The 13,719-nt window shown below is 57.5% G+C and carries 10 protein-coding genes; 5 read left to right on the top strand and 5 right to left on the bottom strand.

Annotated features, from left to right (window positions below):
* Positions 1-106 precede the first annotated feature (106 nt).
* The gene (locus tag ABVR31_RS11220) at positions 107-820 is read left to right on the top strand and encodes a glutamine amidotransferase (RefSeq protein WP_141495542.1); all 714 of its coding nucleotides are present in this window, start codon (positions 107-109) and stop codon (positions 818-820) included.
* Here the strand turns inward: ABVR31_RS11220 and ABVR31_RS11215 are convergent.
* Positions 808-1,371: a class I SAM-dependent methyltransferase gene (locus tag ABVR31_RS11215; RefSeq protein ID WP_372772778.1), complete on the bottom strand. Its 564-nt coding sequence runs from the start codon at positions 1,369-1,371 to the stop codon at positions 808-810. The two genes, ABVR31_RS11220 and ABVR31_RS11215, sit on opposite strands and share 13 nt — an antisense overlap.
* Before the next feature lie 272 nt (positions 1,372-1,643).
* Between ABVR31_RS11215 and ABVR31_RS11210 the strand changes: the two genes are divergently transcribed.
* A complete protein-coding gene (locus ABVR31_RS11210; RefSeq protein ID WP_021506345.1) occupies positions 1,644-3,164 on the top strand; it encodes an aldehyde dehydrogenase family protein in 1,521 nt (506 codons plus the stop codon).
* A 167-nt stretch (positions 3,165-3,331) separates the two neighbouring features.
* Positions 3,332-3,496 carry a hypothetical protein gene (locus ABVR31_RS11205; RefSeq protein WP_021506344.1) on the top strand — a complete coding sequence of 55 codons (165 nt, stop codon included), beginning with the start codon at positions 3,332-3,334 and terminating at the stop codon, positions 3,494-3,496.
* A 70-nt stretch (positions 3,497-3,566) separates the two neighbouring features.
* Here the strand turns inward: ABVR31_RS11205 and fumA are convergent, their stop codons facing one another.
* Both fumA and ABVR31_RS11195 read right to left on the bottom strand, forming a co-directional pair.
* Positions 3,567-5,210, bottom strand: coding sequence for a class I fumarate hydratase FumA (fumA, locus tag ABVR31_RS11200; protein WP_058769655.1), 1,644 nt, complete (start codon positions 5,208-5,210; stop codon positions 3,567-3,569).
* Between the two features lie 164 nt (positions 5,211-5,374).
* Positions 5,375-6,886, bottom strand: coding sequence for an anion permease (locus ABVR31_RS11195; RefSeq protein WP_372772775.1), 1,512 nt, complete (start codon positions 6,884-6,886; stop codon positions 5,375-5,377).
* A 605-nt stretch (positions 6,887-7,491) separates the two neighbouring features.
* Here ABVR31_RS11195 and ABVR31_RS11190 point away from each other — a divergent pair.
* Entirely contained in the window at positions 7,492-10,272 is a 2,781-nt protein-coding gene (locus tag ABVR31_RS11190; RefSeq protein ID WP_372772773.1) for a flavocytochrome c, read from the top strand.
* A 50-nt stretch (positions 10,273-10,322) separates the two neighbouring features.
* Entirely contained in the window at positions 10,323-11,288 is a 966-nt protein-coding gene (locus ABVR31_RS11185) for an FAD:protein FMN transferase (protein WP_058776504.1), read from the top strand.
* Here the strand turns inward: ABVR31_RS11185 and dcuR are convergent.
* Both dcuR and ABVR31_RS11175 read right to left on the bottom strand, forming a co-directional pair.
* Positions 11,282-12,001, bottom strand: a complete 720-nt coding sequence (dcuR, locus tag ABVR31_RS11180; protein ID WP_021506339.1) for a two-component system response regulator DcuR — start codon at positions 11,999-12,001, stop codon at positions 11,282-11,284. The genes ABVR31_RS11185 and dcuR overlap by 7 nt on opposite strands.
* On the bottom strand, positions 11,994-13,628 hold the full coding sequence (locus ABVR31_RS11175) for a sensor histidine kinase (protein ID WP_371220953.1): 1,635 nt from the start codon (positions 13,626-13,628) through the stop codon (positions 11,994-11,996). The genes dcuR and ABVR31_RS11175 overlap by 8 nt, the downstream gene beginning before the upstream one ends.
* Positions 13,629-13,719: the final 91 nt, after the last annotated feature.

The following is a 13,719-nucleotide window of genomic DNA, read 5'->3' as shown; positions in this document are numbered from 1 at the left end:
TTTTTTTCGTAATGGCATTAGCTTATGCCGAAAAATCCAGGACAGAGAGCAAATTTACTGTCAGAGTGGATGTCCGAAACACGATCATTTGAGGACCGTATTCGGCATGACACAGATCCGCACCTTACCCCTTGCTCTGATTCAACTCGAAACGCCGCCGCCGCAGGTGGTGGCAAAAATTGGTGAACAACCACAGTGGTTTATTGAAGCCCTGGCGCTACAGCCGGATGATTATGTCATTGTGCGGCCGCATCTCGGGGAAGAGCTGCCGGCTTTCTCTGGCATCAGCGGTGCGATTTTCAGCGGTTCGTGGGCGATGGTGACCGATCACGCCGACTGGAGCGAGCGCACCGCCGCCTGGATTCGTGCGGCCATCGACGCGCAACTGCCGCTGCTCGGCGTTTGCTATGGTCATCAGCTGATGGCCTATGCGCTGGGCGGTAAAGTGGGCGATAACCCGAACGGCTGGGAGCGCGGACTGAAAACCCTGACGCGCACTCCGCACCGCGATCCGTGGCTGGCACAGTTGCCGGAGGCCTTCCCGGCGTGGTTGTCGCACCGCCAGTCGGTGCTGGTACCGCCGCCGCAGGCGCAGGTGCTGGCGCGTTCAGCGCTGGATGGTTGTCAGATCCTGCGCTATTCGCCGCAGGCGCTGTCGGTGCAGTTCCATCCGGAGTTCGACCATAACATCATGACCGCCTGTCTGCCTTCCGGCGTTAGCGATGATGGCGCGCAGCTGTCAGGCGAAGACTGGGCGCGCGAGCTGCTGCAGCGTTTCTGGCAGCAAACGCGCCCGCAGGCGCAGGCTCAGGGCGCGTAATGCCGCGTGCAGCGATAAACCCAGGCGGGTGGCATATTTTTCAGCACCCGCTGGCGCTGCCAGGTGAAGTAGCGTGACAGGCTGGGCTGCGTCAGCGAGGTGTACTGAAACTGGACAAACACGCCGCGCGGCCCCAGTCCTTCATGCACTGCGCTGAGAATGGCGTCGCGCGTTACGGGCGGCAGCGACAGCAGCGGCAGGCCGGAAAAAATCACGTCGTACTCCCCGGACAGATACTCTGCGGAGCAGGCGCGCACCTGCATGCGCGCATCGTTCCAGCGACGTAACCCTTTCACCAGCTCGGGACTGATTTCAAACACATCCAGCTGCGCCTGCGGTGCCATATGTGCCAGCAGATGACGGGTCAGCACGCCGTCGCCGGCGCCCAGCTCGGCAATGCGCAGGCTGTGCTCCCAGTTGACCGTTTCACACATGGCGCGACACAGGGCGGCTGAGGAGGGCGTGATGCTGCCCATTTTGCGCGGATTGCGGATAAATTGCTGAACGAAGTTCGCTTTGGCGCGCATTGCCATCAGGGCTGAAGCCAGCATCTTGTTCTCCTGTTCACGGGTCTGCTTCATATTGACCGCACAAATCGCACATGTTCCGCTTTTCATCACGCTTATGGCCAAACTCGGAATTATCTGTCTGCGACAGGCGCAGGTTATGGCGTGACGGCAGGGCAGTTTCTTAATGCCCTCTTTTCCTTCGATGCGGTCACAGTTTCCCGCTGAGCGATCTGACAGGCTGGCATTGTTCGCTCAATGTTAATAACAAGTTTAAATGTTGTTAATCGCCACTCTGTCCCGCAAGGAGAAACACCATGCGTTACGCTGCTCCGGGAGAAACCGGTTCTCTCATCCACCTGCAATCGCGTTATGGCAACTTCATCAACGGCGAATTTGTTCCGCCGGTAAACGGTAACTATTTTGTTAACACCACGCCGATCAACGGCTCGACCATCGGCGAATTCCCGCGCTCGGATAAACAGGATATCGACAACGCCGTCGCCGCCGCACAGGCTGCTGCGGACGCATGGGGCAAAACCTCGCCGCAGGCGCGTTCGCTGCTGCTGCTGAAAATTGCCGACCGGCTGGAAGCCAATCTGGAAGCCATCGCGGTCAATGAAACCTGGGATAACGGTAAGCCGGTGCGTGAAACCCTGGCGGCTGATTTACCGCTGGCGGTTGACCACTTCCGCTACTTTGCCGGCTGCGTGCGCGCCCAGGAAGGCACCGCGGCAGAGATTGACGAGTTCACCGCCGCCTACCACTTTCATGAGCCGCTTGGGGTCGTCGGACAAATTATCCCGTGGAACTTCCCGCTGCTGATGGCGGCGTGGAAACTGGCGCCGGCGCTGGGTGCCGGTAACTGCGTGGTGCTGAAGCCCGCTGAACAGACGCCGCTCTCCATTACCCTGTTGATGGAGCTGATTAAAGACCTGGTGCCGCCGGGCGTGATTAACGTGGTGCACGGCTACGGCAAAGAGGCCGGCGAGGCGCTGGCTTCGCATCCGGGTATCGCCAAAATCGCCTTTACCGGATCGACCGCCACCGGCGGCCACATTCTTGAGCTGGCGGCAAAAAGCCTGATCCCGTCCACCGTCGAGCTGGGCGGCAAGTCGCCCAACATTTTCTTCGAAGACATCATGCAGGCGGAGGAGAGCTTCATCGAAAAAGCGGCCGAAGGCGTGGTGCTGGGCTTCCTTAATCAGGGCGAAGTCTGTACCTGCCCGTCACGCGCGCTGGTGCAGGAGTCGATTTTTGAGCCGTTTATGGCGGCGGTGATGAAGCGCATTCAGACCATTAAGCGTGGCGATCCGCTCGACACTGAGACCATGATCGGCGCGCAGGCGTCGCAGCAGCAGTTCGACAAAATTCTCTCTTACCTGGAGATTGCTCAGCAGGAGGGCGCGCAGGTGCTGCACGGCGGCGGGGTGGAGAAAATCGGTGAGGCGTTTGCCAGCGGTTACTACATACAGCCGACGCTGCTGAAAGGTGATAACAGCATGCGCGTCTTCCAGGAGGAGATTTTCGGACCGGTGGTCGGCGTGCTGACCTTTAAAGACGAAGCGGAAGCGATTGCCATCGCCAACGATTCGATTTACGGCCTCGGTGCGGGCGTGTGGACGCGCGATATTAACCGTGCTTACCGCGTAGGTCGCGCGATCAAAGCCGGTCGCGTCTGGACCAACTGCTATCACCTCTATCCGGCGCACGCCGCGTTTGGCGGCTATAAAAAATCCGGTATTGGCCGTGAAACCCACAAAATGATGCTCGATCACTATCAGCAGACCAAAAATTTGCTGGTCAGCTACAGCACGCAACCTCTCGGCTTTTTCTGATTTAACCGGCAGCGGTGCGCGCCGCTGCCGCCTTCATGGCAACGTCACACAGCCCTGTCACAGTGCTGACAGAAAAAACAGATTATTCCCCCTGTTATTAAGACGCGTCTTGTCGATATTAAGAGACGTGAGTTTATACAGTAACGCACCGTTTTTAAGGAGAGAAGATGAACACCCTGTACCACTTTCAGGAGCAGCACGACGAAGTGCTGGATGCGGTCGAAGAGAATATCATTACCGTAAATCTGCCGGGCCGCCAGGCGATCTACGTGATTGGCCAGAACGACGACGATGCCGATCTGTTGCTGGACGTGCAGCTGCGCGGTGTGTGAGCGCCGCAGGGGCTGGCAGACAAAAAAATCCGCAGCTTTTACGCCGCGGATTTTTTTATTGCAGGCCGGCTTATTTCACGCAGGCAGCACACTGGTTGTGGATTTGCTGGAAGAAGTCATTGCCTTTGTCATCCACCAGGATGAACGCCGGGAAGTTCTCCACTTCAATTTTCCAGATCGCTTCCATGCCCAGTTCGGCATACTCCACGCACTCCAGACTCTTAATGCTTTGCTGCGCCAGCACCGCCGCCGGGCCGCCAATACTGCCCAGATAGAAGCCGCCGTGTTTATGGCAGGCATCGGTGACCTGCTGGCTGCGGTTACCTTTGGCCAGCATCACCATGCTGCCGCCGTTAGCCTGCAGCAGATCGACGTAGGAGTCCATGCGGCCGGCGGTGGTCGGACCGAGTGAACCGGACGCGTAACCTTCCGGCGTTTTCGCCGGGCCTGCATAGTACACCGGGTGATCTTTGATGTACTGCGGCAGACCTTCGCCGTTGTCGATGCGCTCTTTCAGTTTGGCGTGCGCAATATCACGCGCCACGATGATGGTGCCGTTCAGCGACAGACGCGTTGCCACCGGGTAAGCGGAGAGCTGGGCGAGGATCTCGCTCATCGGGCGATTGAGATCGACGCTGACCACTTCGCCTTCGCCCTGCTGACGCAGCGCTTCCGGGATATAGCGACCTGGGTTGTCTTCCAGCTTCTCGATCCAGATGCCTTCGCGGTTAATTTTGGCTTTGATGTTGCGGTCAGCCGAGCAGGAAACGCCCATGCCTACCGGGCAGGATGCGCCGTGACGCGGCAGACGCACCACGCGGATATCGTGAGCAAAATATTTACCGCCAAACTGCGCGCCGAGGCCGAGTTTCTGCGAGGCTTCCAGCAGTTCCTGTTCCAGCTGCACGTCGCGGAACGCCTGACCGTGTTCGTTACCTTCGGTCGGCAGCGAATCGTAATAGTGGGTTGACGCCAGCTTCACGGTTTTCAGCGTGCTCTCAGCGGAAGTGCCGCCGATGACAAATGCAATGTGGTACGGCGGACAGGCCGCCGTGCCGAGCGACATCATTTTATCGATCAGGTAGTTTTTCAGCTTCGCTGGTGTGATCAGCGCTTTGGTTTCCTGATACAGATAAGTTTTGTTAGCAGAACCGCCACCTTTGGCGATGCACAGGAATTTGTATTCGTCGCCGTCAACGCTGTAGAGATCGATCTGCGCCGGCAGGTTGGTGCCGGTGTTGACCTCTTTGTACATATCGAGCGGCGCATTCTGCGAGTAGCGCAGGTTATCTTCGATAAAGGTGTTGTAAACGCCCTGAGACAGCGCGGCTTCATCGCCGCCACCGGTCCAGACGCGCTGGCCTTTTTTACCCATGATGATGGCGGTACCGGTGTCCTGGCAGGTCGGCAGCACGCCCTTAGCGGCGATTTCCGAGTTGCGCAGGAACTGCAGCGCCACGTATTTGTCGTTCTGGCTGGCTTCATCGTCCGCCAGAATTGACGCCACCTGCTGCTGATGTGAGGCGCGCAGCATAAAAGAGGCATCGTGGAACGCCTGCTGCGCCAGCAGCGTCAGCGCTTTCGGGTCGACTTTCAGGACTTCTTCGCCGTCAAAGTTGGCCACCGAAACATGGTCGCGGCTCAGCAGATAGTACTCGGTATCATCTTTGGCGAGAGGAAAGGGATTCTGGTAGTAGAAGGGTTTGTTCGACATGTTGGCTCACTTAGCTTCGTGTTGCCCGCCAGCATGACGGGCGACAAATTAGGCGATCTGTTATTCGATTTTCTCTCGCCAGTCCGCGGCAAGAGCTGACTGGCGAGTATCATACCACTTTAACGTTGTTACGCGGCTGCGTTTTTAACATCAAAGCAACATCATCAGAACATCATCACCATCCACGGGTAGGCAATGACCATCAGCGCCACTAGGAACAGGGCACCAAAGATGGTACCGAGACGCCAGTAGTCTTTGGTTGGCAGGTAGCCGCTACCGTAGTAAATCGGGCTTGGGCCCGTGCCGTACGGGGTGATAATGCCCATCACACCCAGTGAGGTACACATCATCAGGCAGAACACCGGCATGTTGATGCCCGGAATCGAGGCGGCAATGGTCAGCATGGCAGGCAGCAGGGCGGTGGTGTGCGCCGTGGTGCTGGCGAACAGATAGTGCAGCAGGTAGAAGGCGACCAGCAGTACCACCGCAGACACCTGCGGGTCGTAGCCGTGCAGCAGCAGCGCCCCCTCTTTACCCAGCCAGGCGATGAAGCCGACGCGCGCCAGTCCATCAGCCAGCGCGACCAGCGTGGCAAACCAGGCAAAGGTGTTCCAGGCGGCTTTGTTGCTGGTGATGTCGTTCCAGCTCAGCACGCCGGTCCACAGCATCAGCACGATAACCAGCAGGGCGGCCATCGCCGGTTCAATCCACGCAGTGGCGAAGATCCACATCATCAGCGCAGCGACCACGAACACCAGCAGCAGAATTTCATTGCGCGACAGCGGACCCAGTTTCTCCAGCTCGGCTTTAGCCCAGCGTGGCACTTCGTCATTCACTTTTACTTCTGGTGGATAGAGCCAGTAAGCCAGCAGCGGCATGGTCAGAATCAGCAGGATACCCAGCGGCAGGAAGGCGAGGAACCACATGCCCCACGAGATATCAAAGCCAACCACGCTTTTTACCAGCGCCAGCGCCAGCAGGTTAGGGGCCAGCGCGGAGAGGAACATTGAGCTGGTGATACAGGCGGCGGTGATAGCAACCCACATCAGGTAAGAACCAATTTTGCGCGCGCTTGGGTCGTTAGGTTTAGAACCGTACAGCGGCGGCAGGTTGGCAATGATGGGGTAGATCGTCCCGCCGCTGCGCGCGGTGTTGGACGGCGTAAACGGTGCCAGCAGCAGGTCGGCAAAGGTGATGGCATAGCCGAGCGTCAGGCTGCGACGGCCGAGATATTTCACCAGAATCAGCGCCAGGCGGCGACCAAACTGGGTTTTATCGTAGCCGGCGGCAAACATGAAGGCGCCGAAAATCAGCCACACGGTGGAGTTGCCGAAGCCGCTCACCGCCCATTTAAACGCCTGTCCGGCCGTTTTGAACTTCGGATCGGCCAGTTCTGCCGGACTGAACAGCACGTATTGGCTGAACAGCGCGATGACCACCACGCCGGTCAGGCCGATGACCGCGCCCGGCAGCGGTTCGAAGATCAGGCCGACAATCACCCCGACGAAGATGGCGAAGAAGTGCCATGCATACGGCTCCAGCCCGGCAGGGGTAGGTACCAGCAGCAACAGCACGGCAACCACGATCGGCAGGCACAACATGACTAGCCGGTTCTTTTTCCCCGGTGCGGCAGGTGGCGCCTTTAGGGGTTCACTCTGGGTTGTTTGTGTATTCATAGTTTTGGTCTGCAAGTTATGGGAATGCGATTGACGGCCCGGTCGGGTTGATTTTTTTAGTTACGAAACGCTTGTAGCAGATCAACCGGGACGTTTTAAAGTGTCTTTTACATGAATCTTCGTTATTGCAATTTTGCTTCGCGAATTATCAATTGAATGACGCTATGATGCGATTAATTAAAATATCTATTTTGATCTGGATCAATAAAATTATTAGCGGGTTTTTTGTTTTAACGTTTTGCGCCGTAATAAATGAACCAACAGGTGTAAAATATGTGTTAAAAGTGAACGGAACGGCAAAAATACCGCCAGAATCGGGCGAAGGGTTCCTTTTATCTCTTTGATATTACTTTATTTGTTTTAAATGTAAGGAAAAAGTTGATTTTTGTCAAGTCTTGGTTAAAACTTAGCGGAGCGCGGATTTCAGCAATGAGCAATAAAAAGTATTTTCACGCGTAAAACTTATATAACTAACATTCTGGGTTATGTAACTAAATAAAATGGTATATTTATACCATGAAGTCGGACCACTTAAATTAATTATAAAGACCTCCGAACTGCCAAAGAATTGAATACACGATTTCTTAATTCTGGAGTTGCTCATCATGAATACGCTCACCCCGATTCTTAATCCGCTGACATTACCGAAAGGGGCGGTGCTGAAAAACCGCCTGGTGATGGCCCCGATGACCACCTGTACCGGCTATTACGACGGCGGCGTGACCAGCGATCTCGTTGAGTATTATCGCGTGCGTGCCGGCAGCATCGGCACCGTGATCGTCGAGTGCGCCTTTATCGATAACCGCGGTCCGGCGTTCCCGGGCGCTATCGGCATCGACAGCGACAACAAAATCTCTGGCCTGGCCAGAATCGCGCACGCCATCAAGTCCCAGGGTTCCAAAGCCATTCTGCAGATTTACCACGGCGGCCGCATGGTTGAGCCCGCGCTGATCGGCGGGAAAACCCCGGTCGCGCCCAGCGCTATCGCCGCGCCGCGTGAAGGTGCCAGTACCCCGCAGGCGCTGACGGCGGAAGAAGTGGAAGTGATGATCACCAAGTTTGGTGATGCGGTTAACCGCGCCATCAAAGCCGGCTTCGACGGCGTGGAGATCCACGGCGCTAACACCTACCTGATTCAGCAGTTCTACTCGCCTAACTCTAACCAGCGCGACGACAAATGGGGTGGCAGCCGCGACAACCGCGCGCGCTTCCCGCTGGAAGTGCTGGAAATCACCCACAAAATGGCGGAGCGCTTCGCCGCAGCGGATTTCATCATCGGCTATCGTTTCTCGCCGGAAGAGCTGGAAGTGCCCGGTATCCGCTGGGACGACACGCTGTACCTGCTGGAAAAACTGGCGGCGCGCGGGCTGGATTACGTGCACTTCTCCGTCGGCCAGCTGCTGCGTCCGTCGATTGTCGACACCCAGGATCCGACGCCGTTAATCAGCAAATACATTGAACAGCGCTCGGCGACGCTGGCGAAAGTGCCGGTGATTGGCGTTGGCGGCGTGGTGAACAAAGAGGATGCCGAACTGGCGCTGGCCTCGGGCTTCGATCTGGTGGCGATTGGTAAAGCCTGTATTGCCTATCCGGACTGGGCCGATCGCATCATCAAAAACGAGCACATGGATCTGTACATCGACAGCACCAAACGCGAAGCGCTGACCATTCCGGAACCGCTGTGGCGCTTCTCGCTGGTGGATGCGATGATCCGTGACGTCAGCGATGGCCATCGTAAGTACAAAGCCGGCGTTTACCAGGCGAAAGTAGAAGCCGAAGCGCTGAAGCTGAAAATCAACGTGACGCTCGACACCGACCGTATCACCGATATCTCGCTGGTGCCGGATCCTAACCTCGACGTCGATTTCACCAGCACCTTTGAAAGCCTGCGTGAACGTATTCTGGTGGCGAACAGTCCGCACGTCGATGCCATCACCGGTGCTACTACGCAGAGTGAGGCGCTGAAGAAAGCAGTATCGCGCGCGCTCACTACCTCCAGCAAAGAGTATGTGATTGAAGAGGGCGGTAACCCGAATGCGCCGGTCAATTACGATGTAGTGGTGGTGGGTACCGGCGGGGCCGGTCTGGCGGCGGCGATTCAGGCGCACGATGACGGCGCGCGCGTGGTGATCATTGAGAAGATGCCCACCATTGGCGGTAACACCATCAAAGCGTCGGTGGGGATGAACGCGGCGGAAACCCGTTATCAGAAACTGAAAGGCATTGAAGACAGCAAAGAGCTGTTCTACGAGGAAACGCTGAAAGGCGGCAAATTCAAAAACAACCCGGTGCTGCTGCGTGAGTTCGTTGAGCGTGCGCCAGAAGCCATTGAGTGGCTGGCGGCGAAAGACATTGAGCTGAGTGATATCACCATCACCGGCGGCATGAGCATTGACCGTACGCACCGTCCGGAAGATCGCTCGGCGGTGGGCGGCTTCCTGATTAGCGGCCTGGTGAAAAACGTCAATCAGCGCAACATCGAAGTGCTGCTGGAAACCTCGGTGGCCGAGATCCTGTTTGAAAACGGTGCGGTGACCGGCGTGAAAGTGGTTGATGAGTACAACGACAGCCGCATCCTGAATGCGAAAAGCGTGATTGTGGCCACCGGTGGTTTTAGCGCCAACCGCGAGATGGTGGTGAAATACCGTCCGGAGCTGGATGGTTTCGTTACCACCAACCACAAAGGCGCCACCGGCAGCGGTATTGCCATGCTGCAGAAAATTGGCGCCGAGACCGTCGACATGGGTGAAATCCAGATTCACCCAACCGTTGAGCAGACCACCTCGTACCTGATTTCCGAAGCGATGCGCGGTGGCGGGGCGATTCTGGTCAGCCAGGCCGGTAAGCGTTTCTACAATGAAATGGAAACCCGTGACAAAGTTTCTGCCGAGATTATCGCGCTGCCGGAAAAAAGCGCGTGGATCGTGTTCGATGAGCAGGTACGTGCCAACAACAAAGCGGCGGACGAATACATCGCCAAAGGCTTTGTGATTAGCGCGCCAACGCCACACGAGCTGGCGGTGAAACTCAACATGGATCAGGAAACGCTGCAAAGCACGCTGGGCCGTTACAATGAGTTTGTGATTAACCAGAAAGACGAAGACTTTGGCCGTGCCACCGCGCTGCGTCATCCGCTCAATCAGGGGCCGTTCTTCGCGATTCGTATCGCTCCGGGCGTGCACCACACCATGGGCGGCGTGACCATTAACACCGAGACCGCGGTGCTTGACGCGCAGAAACAGGTGATTGCTGGTGCCTGGGCGGCGGGTGAAGTGGTCGGCGGCATCCACGGTGCGAACCGCATTGGCGGTAACGCCGTCGCCGATATCATTATCTTTGGTATCAAAGCGGGTCGTAATGCCGCTAAACTGGCGTTAGGTAACTAAGCTATCACGATGCCCGCGCCCTGCGGGCATCGTTCTCTTGCGGGGCCACAATGACAAGCGACGCTGGCGTCCATTCCTATTCTGCCGTCCTCATGGGTTCGCCCATTCTGCTTAAACTATTCGAAGACAATCCCACGCTGGCCAGCCAGGTCTTTCGCCTGATCAAACAGCAGGAAAACCTGTTTACCGTCAACCGCGCCGAATCTGAAGTGATGGCCATTAATCAGGCAGCCGGACGCCATCCGGTGGTGGTGAGCGCGCCGGTTTTTGCGCTGATTAGCGTGGCGCATGCGGTGAGCATCCTGCCGGACAGCGCGTTTAACTTCACCATCGGTCCGGTGGTGAAACGCTGGAAGATTGGTTTTCAGGGGCGTGAAGTGCCGCCTGCAGCGGAGATTGAGGCGCTGCTGCGCCTGACCGATCCACATCAGGTGGTACTGGATGCCGAACAGCACTCGGTGTTTCTGCCGCTGCCGGGCATGGAGATCGATCTGGGCGCCATTGCGAAAGGCTACATCGCCGATGTGGTGCAGGCATTTCTGCGTCAGCAGGGTGTTGCGCAGGCGCTGATTAATCTCGGTGGCAATGTGCAGACGCTCGGCAGCCCGCCGCATCAGCCGCAGGGCTGGGGTATCGGGCTCAAAAAACCGTTTGGCCGGGACGATGAGCTGCTGGGTACGCTGCAGGTGCAGGGCAAATCGGTGGTGACGTCCGGGATTTATGAGCGCTACTTTGAACGCGACGGCCGCTGCTGGCATCACATCTTTGATCCGCGCACCGGCTATCCGCTGGACAATGCGTTATTGAGCGTGACGGTGATTGCCGATCGCTCGCTGGATGGCGATATCTATACCACGCTGCTGTACGGCATGGGCGTAGAGCAGGGGCTGGCGTATCTCGCCGGCCAGCCTGATATCGACGCGGTGTTTGTCACCCGCGATCGGCAGATTATCTGCTCGCCGGCGCGCCATTTCCGCTTCAGCCAGCTGGATTTCAGCTGGCAGCTGCGTCACTGACAGTACTGCTGTAGCAGCGAATGGTACTCCGGCTGCAGGCGATAGCGATACACCGGACGGCCGGTGGCACCGTAGTGAATGCTGGTGAACAGAATATTAATCTGCGCCAGCCAGATCAGGTATTTGCGACATGAAACGCGCGAAATGTTCACTTCGGCCGCCAGCTCGTCGGTGGAAAACTCATGGCCGGGATGGGCGTCAATCCACTGACACAGCGTGCGCAGCGTCTGCGGCGTTAAGCCTTTCGGCAGCCGTTTGTTGTCGTGCTGGGTGGCCGGGCTGCCGTGCATCAGCAGATCGAGGTCCGACTGCTGATAATAGTGCTGGTTGTCCATCAGCGATTTTTTCTGCCGCCAGCCGGTCAGCGCCTCTTCAAAACGCGGGAACTGGAACGGTTTGATCAGGTAGTCGACCACGCCGTAGTGCAGCGAGGTTTTGATGTTCTCCGCGTCGGCCGCTGACGAAATAATGATCACTTCCACTGAGCTCTGCGCCTGGCGCAACTCCGGCAGCAGATCGAGCCCGTTCTCCTGCTGCATATAGATATCCAGCAGCACCAGGTCGATCGGCGTTTCGCTATTAAACAGGAACTCGCGCGCCTGCTGCAGCGTCGCGGCGGTACCCACGCAGTGAAAGCCCGGCACCTGGCCGATAAAGCTGCGGTTCAGCTCGGCCACCATGGCGTCATCGTCGACCACTAACACGTTAATCATGCGGTTTGGTTCCTCCATCCCACGGAAGTTGGACTAAAAATTGGGTAAACACGCCGGGCTCGGACTCCACGCTGACGCTGCCGCCGAGGTGCTCCGTCTGCTGTTTCAGCAGGAACAGGCCGACCCCGCGATCCTCGCCTTTGGTGGAGAAGCCCTTGTCGAACACGGTTGCCAGATGCTGCGGCGCAATACCCGGTCCGTCATCGCTCACTTCACAGGTCAGCCAGCCGTTCTGGTAGTGCAGCATGACGTGGATTTCGCCCTCGGTCTGCTCGCTCATCGCATCCAGCGCATTCTCCACCAGGTTGCCGACCACGGTGATCAGCGCCGCCATCTGCTGCTCGTTGCCGCTATCCGGCAGGTAACTGGCATCGCTGATGGTCAGGCGATGGCCGCAATCAGAGGCGCGGTTAATTTTGCTGAGCAGAAAACCGGCAATCACCGGTGATTTGATCTTCTCCAGCAGGAAGCCGATTTCCGTCTGATAGTTATTGGCGGTCTTCAGAATATAGGCTTCTACCTGCGCATAATTTTTCATGTGCAGCAGGCCGAGGATCACGTGCAGCTTATTCATGAACTCGTGCGAGCGCTCACGCAGGGCATCAACATAGTTTACCATGCCGGTCAGGCGCTGCATCAGCTGGCTGATTTCGGTCTTGTCCCTGAAGGTGCAGACCGCGCCGATAATGCGTCCCTGACTGCGCACCGGCACGGTGTTGCTCAGCAGCAGTCGGCCATTGACGTTGAGCTCCTCATCGCGCCGTGCGCGACCGCCGTTGAGCACTTCCTGCAGATGCTGGTCGATCACCGAGGCATCATAAATGCGCGCGGTACTCACTACGCTGCTGCCCATTTTATCGCTCAGCAGCTGGCGCGCCGCCTGATTGACCAGTGTCACCTCGCCCTGATCGTCCATCGCCACCACGCCTTCCTTGACGGAGTTAAGGATCGCCTGGCGCTGCTCAAACAGGGTGGAAATTTCGTATGGCTCGAGGCCGAACAGGATACGCTTCAGCACGCGCACCAGAATGAAGGTACCAACCGCGCCGGCAAAAGTACCGATCAGAATGGTCCACAGAATGCTCCAGCGACTCTGGTTGATCTGGTCGGTGACCGCTTCCAGCGAGATGCCAATGGCCACCACGCCAATCTGCCGCTGCTGGGCGTCATAAACCGGGGTAAACACGCGCAGCGATTTGGCCAGCGAGCCCTGATTCACGGAGACATTCTCGTTGCCGCGCAGCGCCGGTTCGATGTCCGGGCCGATAAAGTGTTTGCCCACCAGCTCCGGATTACGGTGTGAGTAGCGGATGCCATCCATGTTGGTGATGCTGATAAACAGCAGGTTGTTGCTCTCTTCCACCGCTTTGGCGATGGGCTGGATAGCGGCCCGGTCGGGCGGCAGGCGCAGCGCCTGCTGAATTTCGGGTGATTTCGCCAGCGTGCGCGCCACCGCCATGGCTTTATCCTCCAGCTGGCTGCGCGTCGCGGCGCCAATCTGGAAGAAATAAAACATGTGTACGCTCAGCAGCACCAGCACAATCACCGCGCTGAGCATCAGCGTTACCAGGGTGTTGAGCTTCATCGGTCGCCTGCGCACCGGCGTGGCTTGCTGTGGTGAGATCATGGTCGTGCTCTGCGGAAAACGGGGGGCTATTATGACGGATAATCCGCAGCGGGTCGCGCTAAATGCAGGAAGGCCGTCAGCGATGACGACC

Origin of the sequence: Pantoea sp. WEP (assembly GCF_041678305.1) — a bacterium.
Lineage (GTDB): Bacteria > Pseudomonadota > Gammaproteobacteria > Enterobacterales > Enterobacteriaceae > Pantoea > Pantoea dispersa.
This window is presented reverse-complemented; position numbering and strand designations above follow the sequence as displayed.